The organism is Hymenobacter monticola (genome assembly GCF_022811645.1).
Lineage (GTDB): Bacteria > Bacteroidota > Bacteroidia > Cytophagales > Hymenobacteraceae > Hymenobacter > Hymenobacter monticola.
In genome coordinates, this window is record NZ_CP094534.1 from 2,385,028 (window position 1) to 2,410,191 (window position 25,164).

The following is a 25,164-nucleotide window of genomic DNA, read 5'->3' on the forward strand; positions in this document are numbered from 1 at the left end:
CATGACAACAGTGTCTTCGGGTGGCGAGGCGGCGCGTATGCTATCCAGCTGCGGGCCAGTCCAGTACTGAACAGCCAACTCAATGGGGCGTAGGGTATCCGGGAATAACGTCTGCTTCTCAGGGCGCTGGGCTGCTGGCCCGGCGCTGTCAGCCCGGGCCCTGGAGTTGGCTGGCGGTGCCTCCAACCGGGGCCGGGCCTGAGGCGCAGCACGCTCAGCATTGGGCTGCTGATGGGCCTGGCAAGCACCAAGCAACAGGGCCACTACAAAGCCACTGGCTCTGTTCCGGGCGCGTCTCCGCATCGTCAACATACCGGAAGTGAAATCATTGCCAAGGGGCGGTGCCTTACACCACGCGCCGCATCACGGGCGCGGGCGCACCGTCGGCGTACACCACATGCTCGTCGCGGAAAGGCTCTTCACCCCGAAATTTCTGGATGATGCGGGCCGTGGTGATGATGTCCTTCTGGCAGTAGTGGGCGATGCGCGGCAGGTCGTTATCATCCCAGTATACCCGCGCCACGTCGGCCCCGCTGATGTCGTCTTTGGGCGTGGGGATGCCGAAGATGGCGGCCAGCAGGCTGAGCGAGGTGTAGGATTTGTGGTCGCCGAATTTCCACAGCTCCATGGTGTCGTGGTGGGGCACTTCCCAGGGCTTTTTGCCGGCCAAGTCGAGCTGGGGGGGCAGCGGTAGGCCGTTTATCAACAAGCGCCGGCCGAGGTAGGGAAAGTCGAATTCCTTGCCGTTGTGGGCGCAGAGCGTGAATTTGGGCTTAAGCGCGAGCAGGGCAGAAAAGTCGCGCAGCAAGGTTTTCTCGTCGTGGTCAGCGAAGCTCTTCACCCGGAAGCGCCACAATTCTTCTTCCTTATCGAACACAAAGCAGCCCACCGACACGCACACTACCTTGCCGAACTCGGCGTAGATGCCGGCCTGCTCAAACAAGCTGGCGGCCGACAGCCGGTCGGGCAGGGGCTCGGCGGGCAGGGCGCGGCCGGTGTAGCCCTGCTGGCGGCGCAAGCTCTCGCTTTTGTGTTCCCACAGCAGCCGCAGCGTCTCGTCGAGGCTGTCGTGGCAGTCCACGCAGGGCACGGTTTCGATGTCGATGAAGAAGAGCTGGTCGAGCGGGGTGCGGTGGAGGTGCTGCATGGTAGAGGGCGCGGCGTCGGTATGAAGACCCCGAATATACACGAGGTTCGCGGCTGTGCCCAGGAAACGCCAAACAAAATCGGCCAGGCGGCCGGTAATGGGCACGTTGCCATCAGGTTGGCGATTTCGGTCCTTATTTTCGCCACTATGTTGTTCTATTTCGGCCCTCATAGCGGGTTGTTGCTGCCTTTTGTAGTGCCCGGCGCGGCGGCCACGCTGTGGCTGCTGGCCCGGGCCTGGCGGCGCGGCAACGCCTCCGATGCCCTGCTGGCCCTGCTCATCCTAGTGCCCACCCTGAGCGTGAGCCAGTGGATGCTGGGCTACGCCGGCTGGTTCGACAGCCACGACGGGCACTCCACGGTGATGTTTTACGTGCCCTGGCGGGCCAACATGGTGCTGGGCGGCGCCTATTACCTGTACTTCCAGAGCCTGACTAACCAAGATTTCCGCTGGCGCCCGGCCCTGAAGCACTTGCTGCCGGGCCTGGTGGAATGGGGGGCCTTCGCCGCCGTGGCGGTGTACGACCTCCTGTGGTGGCGCGGGGTGCGGGGCCGCCCGCTGCCCGATTTTTTCGGCACCAAAGGCGCGGGCGCTACGCTGCTCGACGAAACGGCTTTGCCCGCCGCCTTGCTCAGCTCGGCGCTGCTGCTGGGCTACGGCCTGCGCCTGCTGGCCGACTACCGCCGCTACCGCCGCTACCTCGACGACAACTTCTCCGACCCCGAGCGCCTGCGCTTTGCCGGACTGCGCCAGTTGCTGGCTCTGCAGGCGTTGGTGTTGGTGCTGAGCTTGTTATTTACGGGCCTTAACCAGATTTATGATTTCAGCTACGACGCGGCTTGGTACTTCTTCGCCCTGCGCGGGGTGCTGATTTACGGGCTGATTGTGGTGGGCATTCAGGCCAACTACGCGGCCGCCACCAGCTCCCTGCGCTTTGGGGCCGTGCCGAAGCCGATGACCGAAGCCGAACTGTCCGCAGGGTCGGTTTCGCTGCCCGGTGCTGCCGAAGCAGTAGCTGCCGCGCCGGTCGAAACACCGGTTGCCGGCACCGCTCCCGCCGCGGAAGAAGCCGGGTTATCCATTCGTGACGAGCCGGCCGTTTCCGCCGGAAGGGCCGCCCCGGAGCTGGCCCCAGAGCTGCTGCCGTGGCGCGAGAAGCTCCTGCACCTGATGAATGAGGAGCAGCCCTGGCTGGAGCCCGAGCTCACCCTGACCGAGCTGGCCCACCGCCTGCGCACCCACCCGGCGCTGCTGTCCAAGGTCATCAACGCGGGCTGCGGGCAGAACTTCAACGACTTCGTGAACACCTACCGGGTGCAGGAAGCCCGCCGCAAGCTGGCCGACCCACGCTTTGCGCACTACTCGCTGGTAGGCGTGGCGTTGGAGAGTGGATTTAACTCAAAATCAACGTTTAACCGCGTGTTCAAGAAGCTGCTGGACCAAGCGCCCAGCGAGGTGATACGGCCCAAATCATAAGTTGGGACGGGCCACATCATAGATTGGAGCGCCGCGCCTGGCCCCACGAAAGACCTTTGACGCAGTCTTTCACCAAAGCGCTGGCGGTTATGAAAAAAGGTATGGCAATGGTCCCCGCGGGGCGTGGGTTGGCACAAACGACCAAATGGGAAAAAGCCCCGGATTGCGGAGGGGTCGCAAATAATTGGGGCGGCTGTAACGTTTGCGTGTCGGCGCCGGTAACCACGGCGCTTCCGGCTAAAAAGTCCGGGCCCCCACGCAACTATGGCCGCCCGATTCGCATCTGTTGGCCCAAACTTCCCTTTTCTCTGCAAATGAAATCTTCTACCTGTTGTGCGCTACTCGCGCTGTTGGGATTGGTGTGGACGGCTCCGCGCGCGGCGGCCCAGGCGCCGGCGGCCCCGGCCGCAGCCATTGGCACCGGTTCGCTGACCGGGGTGGTGCTCGACTCGCTCAAGAAAGAGCCCGTGCCGTATGCCACGGTGGTGCTGCTGCCACCCGCTCCCAACGACAAGCCCATCACCGGCGTGGCAGCCGACGACAACGGCCGCTTCTCGCTCAACAAACTGGCGTCAGGCCCGGCCCGCCTGCGGGTGAGCTACGTGGGCTATGGTACCCAAACCAAGGACGTGACCATCACGGCCGGCGCGACGGACGCAGGCACGTTCCGGCTGCCGGTGGCGGGCACGGCCCTGGCCGAGGCCGTCGTCATCGGCACCAAGCCGGTGGTGGAAGTGAAGTCCGACCGCATCGTGTACAACGCCGACCAGGACGTAACGAACGCCGGCGGCACCGCCTCCGACGTGCTACGCAAGGCCCCGCTGCTGGCCGTAGACGGCGACGGCAACGTGAAGATGCGCGGCTCCAGCAACTTCAAGGTGCTCATCAACAACAAGCCCTCGCCTACGCTGGCCAGCAACCTGGCCGAGGCCCTGAAAGGCATCCCCGCCGAGCAGATTCAAAGCGTGGAAATCATCACCACGCCGCCGGCCAAGTACGACGGCGAAGGCACGGCCGGCATCATCAACATTGTGCTGAAGAAGGGCTCGACGCAAAGGCTGAACGGCCGGGTGAGTGCCTCGGGCGGCAACCGCAACTCGAACGGCAACGCCTCGCTCAACTTCAAAACCAAGAAGCTGGGCTTCACGTCGTCGGCCGGCACGGGCGGCTGGTACGGGCCCAGTGCCTACGACCGCACCCGCACCGACAAGCGCAACGGCTCCGTGTTGCAGCTCGACGGCGTGGGCAACTACGGCGGCCGCTGGAACTACGGCAGCCTGGGCCTCGACTACGACCTAAGCGAGAAGCAGAGCCTGTCGCTGGCGGCCTCGATAAACACCTACCGGGGCGCCGATTTTAACAACGTGGTGAACCGCTACACCGCTTTCAACCCGGCCAACAGCCAGCTGTATACCCGCAGCACCACCAACCGCTTCAGCGGCTTCAACGGCGAGCTGACGGGCACCTACACCAAAACCTTCGCCACGGCCCGCAAGGAGTGGAGCGTGCTGGGCCAGTACGCCAACAACAGCGGCACCTTCGGCTACGACTTCGACCAGTACGCCAACTCGGCCGTGAACCTGGAAACCGGCCAGGCCAGCTACCGCGAGCGCAGCCGGGGCCGCACGCCGGGCCACGAAATCACCTTCCAGACCGATTTGGTGCAGCCTTTCGGCGAGAAGCACACCCTCGAAACCGGCCTGAAAGCCATCTGGCGTCGCACCGGCTCGGTGGCCGACGTGGAAGGCAAGCAATTCAGCGACGGCGACTTTGTGCTGCTGCCCGCCCGTGCCACCAATTTTGACTACGACCAGAACGTGCAGGCGGCCTACGCCACCTACACCGCCAAGGCCAGTAAGAAGCTGAGCGTAAGCCTGGGCGGCCGCCTGGAGCGCACCTCGCTGGCGGCCCAGTTCCGCACCACCAATTCGGAGCTGCCGCTGCGCAGCTACCTCACGCTGCTGCCCAACGGCAACGCCCAGTACGCCTTCAGCGACAACAACAGCCTGCGCCTGGCTTATAGCAAGCGCATTACGCGGCCCTACATCGACTACCTGAACCCGTTCGTGGACCGCTCTGAGCCGCAGAACATTTCCTATGGCAACCCCAACCTCGACCCTGAGCTGACCGACTCGTACGAGCTGAGCTTCAACACCAACGGCAAGGCCGGCTCGCTCAATATCTCGGGCTCGCTGCGCCGCACCGGTAACGCCATCGAGTCCATCCGGAAGACGGCGGCCGAGGCGGGCTTCACCGATGCCGCGCCCGGCACCACGGTGCGCACTTACGCCAACGTGGCGTCCAACTCCTTTTACCAGCTCAATTTCTACGGCACGGCCAAGCCAGTTGAGGGCTGGGACATCAGCGGCGGGCCCGACGTGCAGTACATCGTGCGCCGCAGCCCGGCGTTGGGCATCGAGCGGCGCGGCTTCACGGCCGGCCTCAACCTAAACACGTCCTACAAGCTGCCCAAGAAATTCACGCTGCAGGGTTTCCTGTATAGCTCGCTGCCCTCGCCGGAGCTGCAGGGCCGGGGCGCGGCTAACCTCTACTACCAGATGGGCGTGAAGAAGACCTTCCTCAAAGACAAAGCCGACTTTGTGCTGAACCTGGCGTCACCTTTCAATAACTACTGGCGCTACCGCTCCACCACCGACACGCCCGATTTCAGCGAAGTATCCAACAACTACGGCTACATGCGCGGCTTCCGCGCCAGCCTCAGCTACCGCTTCGGCACCGAGCAGCAGGGCAAGCAGCGCAAGTCCATCTCGAACGACGACGTGAAAGGTGGCGGCGGGAAGCAGGGAGGGCAGTAGGAGGGAAGGGCACTAGCCCATGTCAGAACATCATGCCGAGCGCAGCCGAGGCATCTCGCTCGCGCCAGTAATCCTATTGATGGGGTTTACGGGCGCGAGCGAGATGCCTCGGCTGCGCTCGGCATGACCGTTTTTTCTCCCATTACCAGCCTTTTTTCAAGGCAACCCAACGGCTGGAAAGCGCATCAGTCAGGCAACAAGCTGTAATAAACCGGCGCGCCTTGCCGATAAATTGATAAACAGTACCTTGCGCCATCTCTAACCCGCTGCAAAAAAGTATGCCCCTCACCATTACCAACCTTTCCAAAACCTACGCCAACGGGGTGCAAGCCCTCAAAAACGTCAGCCTCGACATTCCCACGGGCATGTTCGGCCTGCTGGGCCCCAACGGCGCCGGCAAAAGCAGCCTGATGCGCACCATTGCCACGCTGCAGGACGCCGACACCGGCTCTATCATGCTCGATGGGCTGGACGTGCTCAAAGACAAGGACGGCGTGCGCCGCATCCTGGGCTACCTGCCGCAGGAGTTCGGCGTGTACCCCCGCGTGAGTGCCGAGGAACTGCTCGACCACTTGGCCGTGCTCAAAGGCATCGGCAACGGCAAGGAGCGCAAGGAGATAGTGGAGGCGTTGCTTCAGCAAACCAACCTCTGGAACGCCCGCAAGAAGAACCTGGGCGGCTACTCCGGCGGCATGAAGCAGCGCTTCGGCATCGCCCAGGCCTTGCTCGGCAACCCCAAGCTCATCATCGTGGACGAACCCACCGCCGGCCTCGACCCGGCCGAGCGCAACCGCTTCCACAACCTGCTGAGCGAGATTGGCGAGCACATCATCATCATTCTGAGCACGCACATCGTGAGCGACGTGACGGACCTGTGCCGCAACATGGCCATTATCAGCCAAGGGCAAGTGCGCCTCACCGGCGACCCGCTCTCGGTGATGGAGCAGCTGCGCGGCCGCGTGTGGCGCAAGCTGGTGAGCAAGGACGAGGTGGCCGCCGTGCAGGCTACGCACCACGTCATCAGCTCGCGCCTGTTCGCGGGCAAAACCATCGTGCACGTGCTCAGCGACGAGCGTCCGGATGCGGGGTTTGAGGAAGTGAACCCGGATTTGGAGGACGTGTATTTCGCGCAAATCAGCGAGCGGCCGGCGGCCGTGGCGGTTTAGAACGGCCTATTGGCGCAGGTGGGGCGCCTCACCCCCTGACCCCCTCTCCCAAAGGGAATGCAACCGAGCATTCTTCGGGGGCACCGGAACAGCTTCTGGCGTTAGGCTCCCCTCTCCTTGGGGAGAGGGGCCGGGGGTGAGGCCCCCCACCTGCGCAAACTCACTTTTCACCTTCCTCATCTGCAATCATGTTCCTCCCCATATTCCTTTTCGAACTAAAATACCGCCTGCGCCGGCCGGCCACTTGGATTTACTTCGGCGTGCTGCTGGTGATGGCCGCGCTGCTGTCGGCTGCGGCGGGCGGCATCTTCGGCTCGGGCGCCAACGTGAGCCTGGGCGGCGATGGCGGCCGCGTGCACGTCAACTCGCCGCATTCCATCGCCGGCACCATCACCATCCTGAGCTTGTTCGGCGTCATCATCACCTCGGCCATCATGGGCAACCCGGTGTACCGGGATTTTGAGCACCGCACCTTCTCGCTGTTTTACACCAAGCCCATCAGCAAGTTGGGGTACCTGGGCGGGCGTTTTCTGGGCTCGTTTGTGATTTGCCTGTTGGTATTCAGTGGCTTGGCGATGGGCTTGTTTATCGGCGGGCTGCTGCCGGGCGTAGAGGCCGACAAATTCGGGCCCTATCACCTGAGCTACTATTTGTGGCCCTACGTGGTGTATGTCATTCCCAATCTGCTGTTTACCGGAGCCGTTTTTTTCACACTTGCCACGCTCACACGCAACATCCTGAGCACTTACATCGGCTCGGTGCTGCTGCTGGTGGCCTACTTGATTGCGCAGTCCTTCATTCGCGACCTCGACAACATCAACCTCGCCGCGGCCCTCGATACCTTCGGTTCGACGGCCAGCTACTACACCACCCGCTACTGGACGGCGGCTGAAAAAAACACCCTGCTCGTGCCCCTCAGCCGCTACCTCGTGCTGAACCGGGCCATCTGGTTGGGGGCGGCAGTGGCGCTGCTGGGCTTGTGCTACGCCCGCTTCCAGTTCTCGGCCTTCGCTTCCGATAAAGCGCCTTCGAAGAAAGCCCGCGCCGCTGCTCAGGCCGACCTGCTGCCGGCCGCTGCCATGGGCGGGCGGCTGGTGCTGCCGCGCGTATCGCAGCTTTTTAGCCGTGGCATGAACCTGCGCCAATATTGGAGCCTCACCAAGCTGGAGTTTCGCGGCATCGTACGCAGCGTGTACTTCGCGGCCATCGTGGGCGCGGGCGTCATTTTCATCCTGGCCATCGGTTGGCAGGTGGGTAAGATGTACGACACCAGCACCTACCCCGTGACGGCCGAAATGGTGGAGGTGTTGAGCGGCAACTTCAGCCTGTTCATCCTCATCATCATTACCTACTACGCGGGCGAGCTGGTGTGGCGCGAGCGCGACGCCGGCGTGGCCCAGATTACCGACGCCCTGCCGGTGCCCAACTGGGTGCCGTTTCTGAGCAAGCTCTCGGCGCTAGGGCTGGTGCAGGTGGTGCTGCTGCTGGTGGTGATGGCCTGCGGCCTGCTGCTCCAAACCCTGAAAGGCTACTTCCACTACGAGCCCGGCCTCTACCTCGAAAGCCTGTTTGGCTTCAAGCTAATTGATTTCCTGCTGCTGTGCGTGCTGGCCATGCTGGTGCAGGTGATTGTGAACAACAAGTACCTGGGCCATTTCGTGATGATGGTGTACTACCTGTTCACGATTTTCCAGGGCCAGCTCGGCATCAACCACCACCTGCTCGACTACGCCGGCAACCCCGGCACGCCGTATTCTGACATGAACGGCTACGGGCACTTTGTGACGGGCTATAGCTGGTTTAAGCTGTACTGGGCGGCCGGGGCGCTGCTGCTGGCGCTGGCGGCCAATGTGTTCTGGGTGCGGGGCACCGACGCGGCCTTCGTGCGTCGCCGGGCCGAGGCCAGCCGCCGCTGGGGCCGCCCCGCCTGGACGGCCCTGGCCCTGGGCCTGCTGGTGATGCTGGGTGCCGGCAGCTTCATCTTCTACAACACCAACGTGGAAAACGTGTACCGCACGCCCAAGGAAACCGAGAAGCTGCAGCTGGGCTACGAGCAGAAATACCGCCGCTTCAAAGACTTGGCCCAGCCCCGTCTGGTGGCCGTGAACCTGAAAACCGACCTCTACCCCGCCACCCGGCAGGTGCACATCGACGGCCGCTTCTGGCTGAAAAACCGCCACACCCGCGCCCTCGACACCGTCATCATCCAGGTGCCGCAGGAGGCGCGCGTGCGCCGGCTCACGCTGGGCCGCCCCGCCGCCACCCTGGCCCTCAACGACAGCGCCGTGAACCTGCGCCTCTACCGCCTGGCCCGCCCCCTGGCGCCCGGCGACTCGCTGGAAATGACCGCCGTGCTCGACTTTGGCGAAACCGGCTTCCCCAACTCGGGCTCGAACACCGACATCGTGCAGAACGGCATCTTCATGAACAGCGCCACCTACCTGCCCGGCATCGGCTACAGCGAGCAGGGCGAGCTGGGCGACGACGACGTGCGCAAGCGCAACGGCCTCAAGCCCAAGGACCGCCTGGCCTCCGCCTCCGACCTCAAAGCCCGCCAGAACTCCGGCCTGAGCCAGGACGCCGACTGGATTCGCTTCGAAACCGTGGTCAGCACCAGCGCCGACCAGCTGGCCGTAGCCCCCGGCCGCCTGCTCAAGGACTGGACGCAGGGCAACCGCCGCTACTTCCATTACAAGATGGAGCAGCCTATGCTCAACTTCTACACCTTCCTCTCGGCCCGCTACAAGGTGTATAAGGATGCCTGGCAGGACTCGGCCGGCCACCGCGTGGTGCCCATCGAAATCTATTACCAACCCGGCCACGAGTACAACCTCAAGCGCATGGCCCAGGCCGTGAAGGAGTCGTTTGCCTATTACACCAAAAACTTTGGGCCCTACCAGCACCCGCAGGTGCGCATCCTGGAGTTTCCGAAGTACGCCAGCTTTGCTCAGAGCTTCGCCGGCACCATTCCCTTCTCCGAAAGCATCGGCTTCATTGCTAAAGTCGACCCCAACGACCCCGAGGACGTGGACTACCCCTTCTACGTGACGGCCCACGAAGTAGCGCACCAGTGGTGGGGCCACCAGGTGGTGGGCGCCAACGTGCAGGGCGAAACCATGCTGGTCGAAACCATGGCCCAATACTCGGCCCTGATGGTGATGAAGCACCACTACGGCCCTTACACCATGGGCAAATTCCTGGACTACGAGCTGAACAGCTACCTCTCGGGCCGCGCCTTCGAGCGCAAAAAGGAAGTGCCGCTGGCCAAGGTCGAAGGCCAGGGTTACATCCACTACCGTAAGGGCTCGGTGGTGATGTACGCCCTGCAGGACTACATCGGTGAGGAGAAGGTGAATACCGCACTGCGCAGCTTCCTGGACCAGCACAAGTACGAAACCGCGCCCTACTCCACCGCCCCGCAACTCGTGGCCGAGTTCCGCAAAGTGACGCCCGACTCGCTCCAAAACCTGGTCACGGACCTGTTCGACCGCATTACGCTCTACGAAAACCGCCTCACCGATGCCTCCGTGAAAAAGCTGCCCAACGGCAAATTCCAGGTGAGCATGACCGTGCAAAGCAAAAAGCTGGTGGCCGACAGCCTCGGCACCGAGCGCCCCGGGCCTGAAAACGACTACCTGCCAGTGGCCATTTTTCCCGCCCAAGGTAAGGGCCAGAAGCCCGTGCCGCCGCTGCTGCTCACCAAGCGCCGCTTCCACGCTGGCACCAACAAGCTGGAGTTTGTAGTAGCCACTGAGCCCGCCAAAGTTGCCATCGACCCCTACCACGAATTCGTGGACCGCGTGCAAAAAGACAACAGCAAAGAAGTGAAGTTGTAGCCACGCAGCAACCTGGCAATAAAAAAGCCCCGGCCAGATGGCCGGGGCTTTTGCTTTCTAATACAGGGCCGGATTAACCTTTCCGCACCTGTTTCAGGTCATGCTTCACTTGCTTCTTGGCGGTTTTGAGGTATTTCTTGAGTTGGTTCTTCCGCGACACCACAATCACCCGGGCGTGGGTCAGGCTCACCGTCGATTCTTCGGCGCTGGCGTTCAGGGTCATTTTCTCATCGGCGTAGCCCGCGTAGGTTACCACGGCGGCCAAAGCCCCGGCATTGGCCGGCACGGTAAATTCAAATTCGCCATCGGAGTTGGTCACAGCCATTTGTTTGGTGCTGGTGAGGATGACCACGGCGCCGGGCAGCGGGCCGGCTGGGCTGGTGATTTTGCCCACCAACAACATTTTCTCCGCTGGAGCATCGGCGCCCACCGCGAGGTCGTGGGAAGTATAGGCTGCGTTGCTGGCTAACGCTTGGGCTTGGCTGGTCAGGCCAGCAGCGAAGGTCAGGAAAGAAGCGAGGAGGAGAGCAAAGAAGCGCATGAGCAGTAAGAAAAAGGCCAGTTGGTTATGAAGTCGTTGTTGAATGATACAAATGTCGACTTGCACCGAAACCAGTTTCTTCAAGCTTCGTCCAACAATGGGATTTTGCCGGTGAATGCCGGGTTTCCGCTAGTCAGCAGAAAACACGCTGCTTTACCGCATTACCGCCACAGAAAAACCCCGACCATATGGGCCGGGGTTCTCGTTGTGGGACTGGCTGTGCAGAAGAAAAGGTGATGCTTTAAGCCAAACATGCGCGCGGTTGCGAACCGCACTACGCGGCTTTATTTTTTGAGCGCCTGATTGGCGTGCACCAGGTAGATGGAACCCATGGCCTGCACCGGCGTCAGAGTGAGCTCTTCTTCCTGCAAGCCGCCGTAGCTGCACACAAGCTTTACGGTTTTGGCATCGGCCGGCACTTGCAGCTCGAATGCACCCTCCGCATTGGTCACGACAATGGTACGGCTGCCTTTCAGCCAAACCGTGGCCCCCGGCAACGCGCCTTGCTCGTTCTGAATGACCCCGTGAATCAGCTTGGTTGCGCCACTGGCGGGCGCTTTGCCACCCTCAGGGTCGGCTTCGACAGCTAGTTCCTTAGGTTCAGGCACGCTGTTAAAAGCATACTGGGCATGGCCCTTAAAAGGAGCTATCGACAAAAAAAGAGCTGCTGCAGCAGCTGAAAAGCAAAGGCGGGTGATGCGTTGCATTAATACAAGTATTAATTGACTGATGCAAACATACAACCATCTAGCACATTTCTGCAAGAATTTGCCTTGTTAAATTCAATTTATTTCTGTGATTAAGCCAAAAACACAATGTTCTTAAATTGAAATAACCCCAAAACTCAACCTGCATAGTAAGAGGCGTTTTGGAGTTAACTAATTGACTATAAGAAATAGATTCAAGAATGGCTCGCTGTATCGGCTTGCTGTTGCTGCCGAAAAAGCCAATATGAATACCCGTAGCAAAAAAGCACAGTTCCAACTGTCAGGCCCAGTAGGGCAGGAAGCACCAGATGGCCTGGTAGCGCGAACGCCATCGCCACCGATAATGCACCCGCAACGCAGGCCAGCATGCCGCCAATCCGGTGCGTGCGTGCCCACACGGCAGGGCTTTCCAGCGTCCAGGGTGTGCGGATGCCCACAAAATAGTTGGGCTGAACCGTGCTGAGGTAATTGCCCATGAAAACGAAGAAGGTGCCTAGCAACACTGCCAGCCCTTTGCCGGGTGGCGTGCCGGGGTGCGCGCCCAGGTAAAGGCTAAAGCAGGCCAACCCACTGAGCAGCGCCACCAGCGCCAAACGCAGCTTTTGAAAGTTGGCGTTGTCGCCGTCGAGCCGGCGCTTGGGGTCCAGGTACGGCAGCACGCTGAGCAGCACGGTCGTGCCCAACGGCAGCCCCAGCGTGAGTAGCCACAGGTGTTCGCGGCCGGTGTAGCCATCGGCCTGCCCGCTGCTGTTGAAATGCGTGGGCACCTGCGCCGGCAGTGCCTGCCACACGGCCCACAAATACACCGACGGCAAGGCCACCACGACCAGCGTCAACAACTGCCAAAACAAGTTCTTTTTCATGGAGAAAAGCAAGAGCCCGCAATCAGGTTAGGATTTGAATTGATACAGCCAACCCAGTAATTCGTCAAACACCGTCATATTCAGGGTGTACACCACGAACTGGCCTTGTTTCTGGCTGGTCACGAGGTCGGCCTGGCGCAGCAGGTCGAGGTGGTGGCTGATGGTGGGGGCCGAAAACTGGAACTGCTCGGCAATGGCCCCGGCGGTGAGGGGCCCGGCGCGCAGCCGCTCCAGAATGGCGCGCCGCGTGGGGTCGTTCAGGGCTTTAAAAAGAGCATTCATAGTCGCGGTTCAATGTTTAGGCAAATGTCTAAATAAAACAGGCATAAAAAAGCGCGGCCTCTTTTCGAGAGGCCGCGCTGAAAATATTTTCGATGCAGCTTAATAAACGCTAATTAAGCCGGTTGCTGAACAATAGCTTCGGCGGGCTTCTCCGCGTGGCGGCCCCAACTAGCGCACCGGCTGCGCATTTGCTGCCGGAATTTTTCGCGGGCCTCGGGGCTCAGGTGCTCCATGCGGCCAGCCATGCGTTGCTGCCATTCGCGGCGCTTGCGGGCCCAGGCACCCGCGCGGCCCCCGCCCGGCTTGAAACCGAAGAGAATGCGGCTGAGCAGCAACAAGCCATATGTTTGCGTCAGACTGATGGCCGGTAAGTGGAACAGTTCCGGCATGAGCCAGTTCCAGAGGGCTTGCGTGACGAAGCCAATGGCGACGAGAAATAGCGCCGCGAAGAAGAAAAAGCGAAGGCCGCGCAGCAGCCAGAATTTACGGTCCATGATAGGTGAGTAATGAATTGGTGAACTGGTGAGTGGGAACTTGGAATCGGACGTGGCCGGCAGATGCCAGCAAAACATCAAACTCGCCATTTCACCCTCTCATCATTTCTCCTTTAGTCAGTGAATAATTCGGTATACAAGGTTTGCAGGCGCTTGCGCAGGTGCAGCACGGCGTAGTGCTTGCGCGAAATGAGGGTTTTGAGCGGCACGCCGGTTTCTTCTTCCATTTCGCGGAAGGTCTTGTCCTCCAGTTCGTGCCAGATGAACACCTCGCGCTGGGCGGCCGGCAGTTCGGCCAGGGCGTCGCTGAGGGCTTCCATCAGGGTTTCGCGCAGTAGGCGGTTTTCGGGCGAGTCGTCGGGGGCGGGCAGCAGGTCGGCCAGCAGCAGGCCCTCGCCGTCGTCGGAGGCTTCGGCGGCGCCGAAAGCTTCCTCCAGGCTCACCGGCCGCTTGCGGCGGTAGAGGTCGGTGATGCGGTTGCGGGCCACCCGGAAGAGCCAGGCCGCCGCCTGCTCCACGGGCTTGAGCAGCCGGTAGCTTTCCACGAGCTCGGCGAAGACGTCCTGCAGCAGGTCTTCGGCCTCGGCTTCGTCGGGAATGCGGCGCCGGATGAACTGCAGCAGGCGCGGGCGCTGCTGGCGCACGGCTTCGGCAATCTGGCGGTCTTGCTGCGAAGCCGTCATCGGCAAAAGAGGATTGGGGAGCGAAAGTGCCAAGGGTTCCATTGTGCCCAAGCAGACGCCGGGCCTTCGAAAATACTTTAAGAAATTTTGAGGCCCGTCTGTCATCCTGAGCGTAGTGAAGGACCTTTTCACCGCTGAACGATTAGCAGTAAGTTATTCCAAGCGTGAGAGGGTCCTTCGCTGCGCTCAGGATGACAGACGGACGCTAATGAAATCGAACCGATAACAAACGCAAATTCGACCTCACGTTTTTCGTTTTTCAGGGTACCTTTGCCGGCCGGCCGGCTGCACAGTGCCCTTTCGCCGGTTCATCTGCATGGACCCCACCGTTTCCCAGACCGTTCCCGAAGTTATTCGGACCGTTCCGCTTCAGTACTACGTGTTTTTTGCCTCGGCCCTGTTTGCCATCGGCGTAACGGGGGTGCTGGTGCGGCGCAACGCCATCATCATCTTCATGTGTATTGAGCTGATGCTCAATGCGGTGAATATCCTGCTGACTGCTTTCTCCGCTTATCGCGCCGATGCCAACGGGCAGATTTTCGTGTTCTTCATCATGGCCGTAGCCGCGGCCGAAGTTGCCGTGGGCCTGGGCATCATCGTCATGATTTACCGCAACTACCAGACCACCGACGTCAACCTGCTCAGCCGGCTCAAATGGTGAGGTGGTGAAATGGTGAAATGATGGGTTTGATGTTTTGGCCGCTTAAGCCGCGCATCCAACCTCTCCTTCGCCAGCGCACCGCATCAACCCACCATTTCACTACCTCACCATCTCACCAATGGAAACCGTTCTCCCCGGCGCCAACGCCCCGTATTCTACGTTTCTTTACGTTCTCATTCCGCTGCTGCCTTTCGTCGGCTTTCTCATCAATGGGCTGCTGAACAAGAAGCTGTCTGGCACCGTGGCCGGGCTCATTGGCAGCGCCACCGTGCTGGGCTCGTTCCTGATTTCGGTGATGCTGTTCCTGAATTTCCAGTACCAGTACACCGTGCAGCTGTTCGACTGGATTACGGTGGGCTCGCTGCAGATTCCTTTCCAGTACCAGATTGACCAGCTCTCGCTGATTATGCTGCTGCTCGTGACGGGCGTGGGCTTCCTGATTCACGTGTACAGCATCGGCTACATGCACCACGACGAGAACGTGGGCAAGTTCTTTAGTTTCCTGAACTTGTTCGTTTTCAGCATGCTGCTGCTGGTAATGGGGGCCAATTTCGTCATCCTGTTCATCGGCTGGGAAGGCGTGGGGCTGTGCTCCTACCTGCTCATCGGCTTCTGGAATAAGAACACCAACTACAACAACGCCGCCAAGAAAGCCTTCATCATCAACCGCATCGGTGACCTGGGTTTCCTGCTCGGCATCTTCCTGATTTATCTGACCTTCAACTCGGTGCAGTATGCCGAGGTGTTCCAGAAAGCCAGCCTCGGCCAGTTTGGTACCTATGGCGTGGGCGTGTGCACGTTCATTACGCTGCTGCTGTTTGTGGGCGCCATGGGCAAGTCGGCCCAGCTGCCGCTCTACACCTGGCTGCCCGACGCCATGGCCGGCCCCACGCCGGTTTCGGCCCTCATCCACGCCGCGACGATGGTGACGGCGGGCATCTACATGGTGCTGCGCTCCAACGTGTTGTTCACCCTCGCGCCGCATACGCTCGAAGTGGTGGCCATTGTGGGCGCGGCCACGGCACTGTTTGCCGCTACCATTGGCCTGGCGCAGAACGATATTAAAAAGGTGCTGGCTTACTCCACGGTGTCGCAGCTGGGCTATATGTTTCTGGCGCTGGGCGTGATGGGCTACTCCACGGCGCTGTTTCACGTGCTCACCCACGCCTTCTTTAAAGCGCTGATGTTCCTCGGAGCTGGCTCCGTGATTCACGCCATGAGCAACGAGCAGGACCTGCGCCGCATGGGCGGCCTGCGCAAGGCGCTGCCCATCACCTTCCTCACGTTCCTCATCGGCTGCCTGGCCATTTCGGGCATCCCGCCCTTTTCGGGCTTCTTCTCGAAAGACGAAATCCTGGCGCACGCCTACGAGCACAACAAAGTGCTGTGGGCCATGGGCTTGCTTACGGCTTTCCTGACGGCGTTCTACATGTTCCGCCTGCTGTTCCTGGCTTTCTTCGGCGAGTTCCGCGGCACCGCGGAGCAGAAGCATCATTTGCACGAGTCGCCGGCGTCGATGACGCTGCCGCTCATCATTCTGGCCGTGCTGGCGGCCGTGGGTGGATTTATGGGGGCGCCCATGTTCACGGGTGGGCACCACTACCTGGCCGAGTACCTGGCCCCGATTTTCACGTACTCGCAGCGCATCATGCCAGCCGCCTTTACGGCCGAGCCCGACCACAACACGGAGCTGATGCTCATAGGCTTGTCGGTGGCCGCTGGCGTGCTGGGCATTGTGCTGGCCTACGTGATGTACGTGGCCCGCGCCACGCGCCCGGCCGAAGACGAGGCCCAACGCTCGGCTCCCGAAAGCCTGGTGTACCACAAATACTACATCGACGAGCTGTACGACAACCTGTTCACCAAGCCGGTGATGTGGCTCTCGACGGGCCTCTACAAATTTGTAGAAAACGGCATCATCAACCCCGCCGTGGGCGTGTTTGGGCGCGCCGTGAACGGGGGCGGGGCCCTTCTGCGCTACGTGCAAACCGGCGCCGTGGAAACCTACCTCATCCTGATGGTTATCGGCATTGTGCTGATTCTGGGTTTAAATTTCGGTCGGTTTTAAGCTGCTAAACCTGTGAAAAATGCGCGCAACATGAATGCTTGGGCCCAACGGGCGCTGGTGGTTTTGCTGGCCGGCACCATGGTCAGCTGCGGTTCGGACAAGCCCAAGGCGCCGGAGGTGAATCCGCGCGACCAGTTTTTGGGCGAGTGGAAAAGCGACGACACCAATTCGCAGACCCATACCGTTATCCGGCGTAAGGGCGACACCTTTTTCATTCACGAGGGCCTGAATGACCTGACGGGCATCTACGATTCCACTGCCCAGGTCATTATGATAGATAACGGCATAAAGAAAGTGCCAGTCAAATACCTGCCCGAAACCAGCCAGCTTTTGGTAAGTGGTGGCAGCCGGGATGCTAAGTTTTCGCGGGTAAAAAAGTAGACGCCAGCGAGCGGCCTGCTTAGGCTTTGCCGGGGCAAACGCGCTGGCCATCATAGTCGTGCGCCTCCGCATTGAATGTTGCAAAGCTGCGCATTTACGGCGCTACGTAGTCTGAGCTATAAGGGTTTAGTTTTAATGAAAATGCTGTTGAGCTAGATAAGACGAACAACTTTTTTATGGGGATGGGGTATAGCAGCACATCCGAAACGGCCCGCCGGGTCGTGATTGGGCACGTGCTTTTTCTCCCACCATCACCTAAAAAATATGCGTCTGAAACCTCAACTCCTTCGGGGAGCCGCGCTCGGGGCCGTCATGCTAGGCATGAACGCTCCGCACGCGCAGGCTCAAACCGCCGATAAAAAAACGGCCATCAGCGGCTGGGTAAGCTCGCTGCAATACACCGGCAACCTGGGTTCCGACTTCTGGAAGCGCAGCGGCGTCGACATCGAAGTCGGCGGCGGCGGCGGCATCACGCGCTACCTCTCGCCATCCTTCGACCTGGGCGTGTACGGCAACTACGAGACCTACAAGTTCTCGTCGAACACCAAGCCGGGCGAAAACTTTGAAGCCCGCGTGGGCATGATTGATTTGGGCCTCAAGCTCAAAATGAACAACGGCAAGATTCTCAAAGAAGACTTCTTCCTGCAACCCTACCTGATGGCCGGACCGGGCCTGTTCATCACCAACAGCAAGGGGCGGTCGACCTCGCTCGGGCAGGCCGGCCCTACCGATTTCTTTCGCCAGATTCGGCGCGGTGAGGTGTTTGGCGCGGGCGGCTTGCGCTTCCGCCTTTCGCCCTCGGTGTTTGCCGATGTGCAGCTTGGTTACTTCTACCCCTTCACCGATGAGGTGGACGGCGTAGTGCAAAACGATGTGGACAGCCGCAACGACCGGTTTCTGCGCTCCCAGGCGGGCCTCACGGTGGCCTTCGGCCAAGCCAAAGACGAAGACAAAGACGGTGTGCCCGACCGCAAGGACAAGTGCCCCGGCACGCCCGCTGGCGTGGCCGTGGACCCCAACGGCTGCCCGCTGGATAAGGACGGCGACGGCGTGCCCGACTACCAGGACAAATGCCCCGACGTGAAAGGCCTGGCTGCCCTGCAAGGCTGCCCCGACCGCGACGGCGACGGCGTGACCGATGCCGAAGATGCCTGCCCCGATACCCCTGGCAAAGCCGAGCTACGCGGCTGCCCCGACTCGGACAACGACGGTGTGATTGACCAGAACGACAAGTGCCCCGGCACCCCGGCCGGTGTGCGGGTAGACGCCAACGGCTGCCCGCTTGACCGCGACGGCGACGGCGTGCCCGACTACCAGGACCGTTGCCCCGACCGCCCGGGCCCGGCCAGCAACAAAGGCTGCCCCGAGATTAAGGCCGAAGCGAAGAAGCGTCTGCAGGAAGCCACGAAGTTCATCAACTTCGAATTCAATAAGGCCGTGCTCCTCCCCAGCTCGTACCCGACCTTGAAAGACCTCGCGGCACTCATGTCGGAATATCCCGACTATACCATGAGCATTGCCGGCCACACCGACAGCAAAGGCGCCGACGACTACAACCTGCGTCTCTCGTATGACCGCGCTGCTTCGGCCCGCACCTACATGCTGAGCCAAGGCGTACCGGCCGACCGCATCGAGTCGCGCGGCTACGGCGAAACCAAGCCGATTGCCGACAACGCCAAAGCTGCTGGCCAGGCGCTGAATCGCCGCGTGGAGTTCGACCTCTACCTCACCGGCGAGCCCAACTCGGCCGAGGTGAAGTACGGCCCGGCGCCCACCATCTCGGAGCTGCAGAAGACGCCCGAAGGCCGCCCCACGGCAGGCAAGGCGCCCGTGAAAAAGGCTCCGGCCAAAAAGGCGCCCGTGAAAAAAGCTCCCGCCAAGCGCAAGTAAGCGACAAGGCATAGGTAAGAAAAAGGCCCGCTCTCACCGAGAGCGGGCCTTTTTTGTGTTCATTTTCCACTGGTTTCTTCCTCACAACAGCTGCTTAAAACACCGAATACGTGACTGCCAGGTAGTACAGCCCGCCCACGCTCGGCCCACCGAGGTAGGACACATAGTAACGGTTGAGTACATTGCTGGCCCCGAGCTTGAAGCGCACCTGCGCGGCGGGCACGGCGTAGCTCATCTGCGCGTCGAGCGTGTTGAAGGCGGGTACGGTGCCATTCACCAGAAACGTCTGGGAATAATAGCCCTTCTGCCAGCGGTAGTTGAGGCCAAAGCCGAAGTTGCGGTAAGCATTTTCGTTGGCTAAGCTCAGGTTATAGGTCCAGCGCGGGGTGTTGAAGCCGTCTTCCAGCCCGTCGCCGTTTTCGGTGCGGTCGAGGCGAGTATAAGTGGTGTTGGCCCCAAGAAGGTAGCCGCGCGCCACCTCGTAGCGCAGCCCGGCCGAGCCGCCGTAGTTGGACACCCGGCTCTGGGAATTGGTCCAGAGGCGGTAGCGGGCCTGGCCGTTGCGGGCATTCAAGGCCGTGGCAATGGTGTTGAGGTCGGCGCCGGTGTTGAGTGCCGCGCCGGCCGCCGTTTGGGGTACGTAGGCTTCCACCTGGGCGATGAAGTCGCGGTAGGAGTTGTAGTAAAAATCCACGTCGAGCAGCAGCTGGCCCGCATCGCCAAAGACCCCCTTGTAGCCTACTTCGTACGAGCGAATGTATTCTGGTTTGAGGTAGCTGTAGGGGTTCTTCACCAGCAGGTTCTGGCTTTGTGCAATGGCCTGCTGGCGCTTCTGGGCAGCCGTGGCACTTGAGTTATTGGCATTAATGGCCGCCGTCACCGCATTGTTAAAAGCATCGATGCTGGTGCGCAGGTAGCTATTCTCAAACACGCCGTCCGACATCACCCGCAGCCCGCCAATGCGCTTCACCTGCCCGCTGTTCACATTCGAGAAGCCCTCAAACAAGCTCGGAAAACGGTAGCCGCTCTGGTAGCTCACCCGGAAGTTTTGCTGCTGCGTACGCGAGAAAACGGCCGTGAAGCGTGGGTTGAGCTTCAGGTCGAAGTAGTCGTTTTTATCGGCCCGCAGCGTGGCTGTGAGGCGCAGCCGCTCGCCCAGCAGCCGGCCGCCGGCCTGCACAAAGCCGCCGGTTTTCGAATAAGTCAGGTTATCGGCCAGCGGGTCCTGGCCGGGGTTGGGGTTGATGAAATAGTTGCCGTCGGGCACCACGAGGTAGGTGCGGTGGTCGGCTCCGGCCAGCAAGTCGAGTTGGGTGGGCAGGGCGTGGCCGCCGCGCCGCAGGGCTTCTGCCAGGTTCACCTGGGCTTCGCCGTGCAGCAGGTTGGCGCGCACGCGCAGGGCCGCGCCCTGGTCCCAGTTGTTGATGCTTTGCAGCTCGCTCAGGCGTTGCGCGAAGGGCTCAGTGCCGGGTTGCAGGCGGCCGGCATCCGCAGCGGCGCGGGCGGCGGCGTGAGCCGTCGCCACGGGCTGGCCGGTGGCCACGGCGGCGTTCCAGGCGGTGGAGTAGTCGGCGTTCCACTGCGCATCGGGCTTGAAGCTGCGGTCGAGGTTCTCGCCCATGGAGCGCAGGTTGTAGCTCTGGCCGGTGTTTTCGCGGGTGAGGTAGGCGCGGGCCTGCACCACGGGCGTCGTCAGGGTGAGGGCGTGCTGCTGCAGGCAGTAGCCTTGCAGGCGGAAGCGGTTCGAGCGCTGGTACACGTTGTCGAACCCCGCCACGCGGTAGGTGTAGGCCAGCTCCGTGCCGGGGCGAAAGCGGTAGTGCACGGCCGCGTCGGCCTTCAGCAGCCGGATGTTGTAATCCACCAAATCCCGCTCATCGTAGCCGGTGCGGGCAACCGCGTACTGCTTGCCGCCCAGCGTGAGCGTGCTGCGGTCCGACGACTCGTTGCCGTAGCGGTTCACTTGGTCGGGCGCGGGGTTGTCGGCCCCCAGCAGGCCGGTGCTGGCGTTGCCGGTGGGGTTGAGGTCGGTCTGGTCGTTGGCAATCCAGTCGTAGGCCCGCAGGTAGGTGCTGTTGATTTTGAAGGCCAGTTTATCGGCCACCAACACTTTGGCGTAACGCACGCTGGTTTCGGAATAGATTTTCCCGGTGCTGCTGCCTGCGCCCAGCGTTTTCACGTTCGGGTCGTTCAGGTGGTTGAGGCCCGTTTGCTGCCGCACACTAAGTCCTTCCGAGCTGAACGGGTTTTTCGTCTGAAAATTCGCCAACCCGTTGATGGCGTTCAGCCCATACAGCGCCGAGGCCGTACCCGGTACCACTTCTACCGAACTGATGTCCAAATCGCTCGGCCCTAATACATTCCCAATTGGCCCGCCGATGTGCGGAGCTTGGTTATCAACGCCATCCACCAATTGGGCGAAGCGCACGTTGGTGGTGTTGGTGAAGCCCCGCGCATTGATGACCTTGAAGCCAAGGCTGGGCGTGATGACCTGCACGCCCTTCAGGTGCTCGATGGCGTCGAAAAACGACGGCGCGGGCGTGAGCCGCAGGGCACGCGGGTTAAGCTTCTCCACGGTCACCGGCGACTGCAAAAAGCTCTCTTCCACGCGCGAGGCTGACACGACAACTTCCTCCAGGCTCAGATTTTTGCGAGTAGTGTCAATGGGCGCTACGGCTTGGGCAAAAGCAGCTGATGCACAGCCCAGCGGGGCCAGCAAAACAATCGAGAAGCAGATGAAACGAGGCGTAGCGAGGGTCGCAGAATATTGCAAAGGAACAGCAGTTAAGTTGCGTTATATTGGCGAAGATATAACGCTTCGCGGCTTGCTAACTGCCCTGCAAACGCTTTGTTTCGGTGGCCATAAATTCCTGAAACCGTTCTTGCAGGGCTTTGAAGGCTGTTATGGCCTCCTGGCCCGCTTCCGTCACGGCGGCCCCGCCACCTTTGCTGCCGCCGGTTTGGGTGGCGACCAGCGGGGCGGTGGCCTGCGCGTTCATGGAGGCCACCAGGTCCCAGGCCCGTTTGTAGGACATGCCCATGGCCTGCGCGGCCTTCGAGATGGAACCCAGCGCGGCGATGTGCTCCAGCAGTTCCAGCCGGCCGATGCCGAGAAAGCGGCCGTCCTCGGATTCCAGCCAGAGGCGGCCGTTGAGGCGGTAGGTTTTGGCGGGCAGGAGCAGGTTTTTCATGCAGCAAAGATGCGGTGGCAAAGCATTTTGCCCGAATCTTACACGGAAGGAAACGCTAACCGCGGCCCAAAAAAGCCGTTGAGAGAAGCACATCATTTTCCACTTCTATCCTTCTTTCCTCAAAGCACATGACAGCGTTCAAAACCAAAGCCTACGGCGCCAGCGATTCTATTTTCAACGGTCTCTCCGAGATGGAGATTGAGCGCCAAGCGCCCAAGGCCGACGAAGTGCACATCGACATTCTCTACTGCGGCGTGTGCCACTCCGACCTGCACCAGGTGAAAAACGACTGGCACAACACCATTTACCCCTGCGTGCCGGGCCACGAAATCGTGGGCCGCGTCATTGAAGCGGGCAGTGCCGTCACCAAGTTCCGGGTGGGTGACATCGTGGGCGTGGGCTGCATGATTGATTCCTGCGGCACCTGCCCCAGCTGCCGGGAAAAAGAAGAAAACTACTGCGAAGGCCCCGTGAGCTGGACAGCTACCTACAACGGCTACATGAAGCCGCAGAACAAGGATTTCAACACCTTCGGCGGCTATTCGACCAACATTACGGTGAAGGAATCCTTCGTGCTGCGCATTCCCGATGCGCTGGACATCAAGGCTGCCGCGCCCATTCTGTGCGCCGGCATCACTACGTATTCGCCCCTGAAACACTGGAACGTAGGCCCCGGCAGCAGCGTGGCCGTGGTGGGCATTGGCGGGCTGGGCCACATGGGCGTGCAGCTGGCCCGGGCACTGGGCGCCACCGTCACGGCCATCACCCGCGACAAGGAAAAACAGGCCGACGCCGAGCGCCTGGGCGCCCACGAAGTCTTGATTTCGAGCGACGCAGCCGCCATGAAGGCGCACGAGTTGAAGTATGACTTCATCCTCATCACCATCCCCGACGCCTTCGAAGTGAACGACTACGTGACGCTGGCCAAGCGCGACGGCGTCATCACAACCGTAGGCCTGTTGGGGCCCTACAAAGCTCCGCTCAACAACCAGGAAGTGGCCATGCACCGCCGCTCGGTGGCCGGCTCCATTATCGGCAGCATCGCCGAGACGCAGGAAGTGCTGGAATTTTGCGCCCAGCACAACATCCTGCCCGAGGTAGAAATGATTGATATGCAGGACATCAACAAGGCTTTCGACAAAATGATGGACGAGGAAGTACGCTTCCGCTATGTAATTGATATGGCTTCGCTGAAGGAGAAGCAATAGGCCAGCCTCGTTAAAAATCGGAACGTCATGCTGAGCGTAGCCGAAGCATCTCTACCGCTGAAGAATTATTTACTCCCACAGTAGAGATGCTTCGACTACGCTCAGTATGACGTTCTTTTTGTGGTTTATGTCATTTAATTAACCACCCATCACACCATCCCCAGCATCTGCTGGGCGTTGCCAATGGCTGAGGCGTCGATATCATTGTTGAAGTAGAGGTACGCCTCCTGCACGCACGGCTGGGTGTTCAATTCATCCCGCACGCGGCGCAAAAATCCTTCGTCGTAGGGCGAGCGGTAGAGGTCGGGCACGCCGTGGAAGCGGTAGTAGAGCGTGGGCGCAGTGGCCACCACGGCATCGGGCAGCTGGGGGTGGCTTTGGCCGCAAAAGATGACTTGGCGACGCGCCAGCTCCTCGTACACCGCCGGCTGCCACCAGCTGGGGTGGCGGAATTCGAGCACGTTCTGGAAGCTGGGGTCGAGGCTGTCGAGGATGCGGGCGAGGCGGTCGGGCTCGTAGCTCATGCGGGGCGGCAGCTGGAAAAGGATGGGGCCCAACTTTTCGAGCAGGCCGCGCCCGGTGGTGTCGTAGAAGTCGGCCAGCAGCTGCTGCACGTTGTGAAACTGCTTGTAGTGCGTGATGAGCTTGGGCGCCTTCACCGCAAAGCGGAAACCCTCTGGGCTCTGCCGGTACCAGTTTTCGAGGAAAGAAAGCTGCGGGAAGCGGTAGAACGTCACATTCAGCTCCAAGGTGCGAAAGTGCTGGCTGTAGTAGTCGAACCACAGCCGCATGGGCATCTTTTCGGGGTAGAAACGCCCGCGCCAGTGGCGGTAGTGGTAGCCCGAGCAGCCGATATGAAAAGTAGCCATAGCTCGTGCAAACGCGGGCCCCGGCCGCGGGGTTAAAGCTGAGCTTGCAGCAGTTGCTGCATCTGGCGCGCATTTTCGACGCCCACGGCCCTGATGCCGTTGTTGAAAAACAGGTACACCTGGCGCACGTTTTCGGCGGTCTTGACTTCTTCGGCCACGCGGGCCAGAAACTCCGGGTTGTAGGACGACTTGTACAGCTCCGGTACGCCGTGGAAGCGGTAGTAAATGGTGCTGGTGTTGGCAACAACTTCATCGGGCAGCTCCAGCGGCAGCGGGTAGCTCTGGCCCACGAAGGCCACGCCGTGGCGGGCCAGCGTGCGCTGCACCTCCCCATCCCACCAGCTGGGGTGGCGGAACTCCACCACGTTCTGGAAAGCCGGGTCGAGGCTGTCAAGCAGGCGTTGGAGCAGCTCCTCGGTATAGGCGGCTTTGGGTGGCAACTGGAACAGCACGGGGCCAAGTTTCTCTTTCAAGCCCTCGACCACCGTGCCGTAGAAATCGGCCAGAATGGGCTGGGCCTCGGCGTTGAATTTCTTGTAGTGCGTGACCTGGCGCGGCGCCTTCACGGCAAAGCGGAAGCCGGCCGGACTTTGGGCGTACCAGGTTTCGAAGGCCTTGAGCTCGGGTATGCGGTAGAAGGTCACGTTCAGCTCCAGGGTGTTGAACTGGGTGCAGTAGTATGCAAACCACTTGCGCGGCGGCAGGCCTTCGGGGTAGAAAACGCCCTTCCAGTCGCGGAAGGAAAAGCCGGAGCAGCCGATGTAATAAGCAGGTTTCATCGCGGAAGGGGAGGAGCAGCGAGGGTAGGCTTCTACGCAGGCCAGCAAGTGTGCGACTGAAGGCCGCAGGTGCTACCTTTCGCAGGCGGCGGGTTGCCGTTCGATT

Annotated in this window: 20 protein-coding genes; 9 read left to right on the plus strand and 11 right to left on the minus strand. The window is 61.0% G+C overall.

Annotated elements, in window-relative coordinates:
* Positions 1-346: 346 nt before the first annotated feature.
* A complete protein-coding gene (locus MTP16_RS09955) occupies positions 347-1,147 on the minus strand; it encodes a 3'-5' exonuclease (protein ID WP_243519136.1) in 801 nt (266 codons plus the stop codon).
* A 147-nt stretch (positions 1,148-1,294) separates the two neighbouring features.
* Here MTP16_RS09955 and MTP16_RS09960 point away from each other — a divergent pair, with 147 nt between their 5' ends.
* The 4 genes from MTP16_RS09960 (at position 1,295) to MTP16_RS09975 (ending at position 10,441) form a co-directional block, all read left to right on the plus strand.
* A complete protein-coding gene (locus MTP16_RS09960; protein ID WP_243519137.1) occupies positions 1,295-2,623 on the plus strand; it encodes a helix-turn-helix transcriptional regulator in 1,329 nt (442 codons plus the stop codon).
* A 314-nt stretch (positions 2,624-2,937) separates the two neighbouring features.
* The gene (locus MTP16_RS09965; RefSeq protein ID WP_243519139.1) at positions 2,938-5,439 is read left to right on the plus strand and encodes a TonB-dependent receptor domain-containing protein; all 2,502 of its coding nucleotides are present in this window, start codon (positions 2,938-2,940) and stop codon (positions 5,437-5,439) included.
* Positions 5,440-5,717: 278 nt separating this feature from the next.
* Positions 5,718-6,605 carry an ABC transporter ATP-binding protein gene (locus tag MTP16_RS09970; RefSeq protein ID WP_243519143.1) on the plus strand — a complete coding sequence of 296 codons (888 nt, stop codon included), beginning with the start codon at positions 5,718-5,720 and terminating at the stop codon, positions 6,603-6,605.
* Positions 6,606-6,793: 188 nt separating this feature from the next.
* Positions 6,794-10,441 (plus strand): ABC transporter permease/M1 family aminopeptidase, encoded by a 3,648-nt coding sequence (locus MTP16_RS09975; RefSeq protein ID WP_243519146.1) that lies wholly within the window; start codon positions 6,794-6,796, stop codon positions 10,439-10,441.
* Positions 10,442-10,514: 73 nt separating this feature from the next.
* Here the strand turns inward: MTP16_RS09975 and MTP16_RS09980 are convergent, their stop codons facing one another.
* The 6 genes from MTP16_RS09980 to MTP16_RS10005 form a co-directional block, all read right to left on the minus strand.
* Positions 10,515-10,982, minus strand: a complete 468-nt coding sequence (locus MTP16_RS09980; protein WP_243519149.1) for a carboxypeptidase-like regulatory domain-containing protein — start codon at positions 10,980-10,982, stop codon at positions 10,515-10,517.
* Between the two features lie 284 nt (positions 10,983-11,266).
* Entirely contained in the window at positions 11,267-11,689 is a 423-nt protein-coding gene (locus tag MTP16_RS09985; RefSeq protein WP_243519152.1) for a carboxypeptidase-like regulatory domain-containing protein, read from the minus strand.
* A 194-nt stretch (positions 11,690-11,883) separates the two neighbouring features.
* Positions 11,884-12,552, minus strand: coding sequence for an SdpI family protein (locus MTP16_RS09990; RefSeq protein ID WP_243519155.1), 669 nt, complete (start codon positions 12,550-12,552; stop codon positions 11,884-11,886).
* 27 nt (positions 12,553-12,579) lie between these two features.
* Positions 12,580-12,834, minus strand: a complete 255-nt coding sequence (locus MTP16_RS09995; protein WP_243519157.1) for an autorepressor SdpR family transcription factor — start codon at positions 12,832-12,834, stop codon at positions 12,580-12,582.
* A gap of 113 nt (positions 12,835-12,947) precedes the next feature.
* Positions 12,948-13,328, minus strand: a complete 381-nt coding sequence (locus MTP16_RS10000; protein ID WP_243519160.1) for a hypothetical protein — start codon at positions 13,326-13,328, stop codon at positions 12,948-12,950.
* A 113-nt stretch (positions 13,329-13,441) separates the two neighbouring features.
* The gene (locus MTP16_RS10005; RefSeq protein ID WP_196288108.1) at positions 13,442-14,011 is read right to left on the minus strand and encodes an RNA polymerase sigma factor; all 570 of its coding nucleotides are present in this window, start codon (positions 14,009-14,011) and stop codon (positions 13,442-13,444) included.
* 316 nt (positions 14,012-14,327) lie between these two features.
* Here MTP16_RS10005 and nuoK point away from each other — a divergent pair, with 316 nt between their 5' ends.
* The 4 genes from nuoK (at position 14,328) to MTP16_RS26005 (ending at position 19,011) form a co-directional block, all read left to right on the plus strand.
* A complete protein-coding gene (gene nuoK, locus MTP16_RS10010) occupies positions 14,328-14,672 on the plus strand; it encodes an NADH-quinone oxidoreductase subunit NuoK (RefSeq protein WP_196288107.1) in 345 nt (114 codons plus the stop codon).
* A gap of 118 nt (positions 14,673-14,790) precedes the next feature.
* Positions 14,791-16,740 carry an NADH-quinone oxidoreductase subunit L gene (gene nuoL / locus MTP16_RS10015; protein ID WP_243519163.1) on the plus strand — a complete coding sequence of 650 codons (1,950 nt, stop codon included), beginning with the start codon at positions 14,791-14,793 and terminating at the stop codon, positions 16,738-16,740.
* Between the two features lie 12 nt (positions 16,741-16,752).
* Positions 16,753-17,121: a hypothetical protein gene (locus tag MTP16_RS10020; RefSeq protein WP_243519166.1), complete on the plus strand. Its 369-nt coding sequence runs from the start codon at positions 16,753-16,755 to the stop codon at positions 17,119-17,121.
* 264 nt (positions 17,122-17,385) lie between these two features.
* On the plus strand, positions 17,386-19,011 hold the full coding sequence (locus MTP16_RS26005) for an OmpA family protein (protein ID WP_317244101.1): 1,626 nt from the start codon (positions 17,386-17,388) through the stop codon (positions 19,009-19,011).
* Positions 19,012-19,105: 94 nt separating this feature from the next.
* Here the strand turns inward: MTP16_RS26005 and MTP16_RS10035 are convergent, their stop codons facing one another.
* Both MTP16_RS10035 and MTP16_RS10040 read right to left on the minus strand, forming a co-directional pair.
* Positions 19,106-21,784 (minus strand): TonB-dependent receptor, encoded by a 2,679-nt coding sequence (locus tag MTP16_RS10035; RefSeq protein ID WP_243519175.1) that lies wholly within the window; start codon positions 21,782-21,784, stop codon positions 19,106-19,108.
* A 55-nt stretch (positions 21,785-21,839) separates the two neighbouring features.
* Positions 21,840-22,202, minus strand: coding sequence for a winged helix-turn-helix domain-containing protein (locus MTP16_RS10040; RefSeq protein ID WP_243519178.1), 363 nt, complete (start codon positions 22,200-22,202; stop codon positions 21,840-21,842).
* 128 nt (positions 22,203-22,330) lie between these two features.
* Between MTP16_RS10040 and MTP16_RS10045 the strand changes: the two genes are divergently transcribed.
* A complete protein-coding gene (locus MTP16_RS10045; protein ID WP_317244102.1) occupies positions 22,331-23,410 on the plus strand; it encodes an NAD(P)-dependent alcohol dehydrogenase in 1,080 nt (359 codons plus the stop codon).
* 149 nt (positions 23,411-23,559) lie between these two features.
* Here MTP16_RS10045 and MTP16_RS10050 read toward each other — a convergent pair whose 3' ends face one another.
* Positions 23,560-24,279, minus strand: coding sequence for a DUF72 domain-containing protein (locus MTP16_RS10050; RefSeq protein WP_243519181.1), 720 nt, complete (start codon positions 24,277-24,279; stop codon positions 23,560-23,562).
* Between the two features lie 32 nt (positions 24,280-24,311).
* Positions 24,312-25,058 carry a DUF72 domain-containing protein gene (locus tag MTP16_RS10055; RefSeq protein ID WP_243519184.1) on the minus strand — a complete coding sequence of 249 codons (747 nt, stop codon included), beginning with the start codon at positions 25,056-25,058 and terminating at the stop codon, positions 24,312-24,314.
* Positions 25,059-25,164 lie beyond the last annotated feature (106 nt).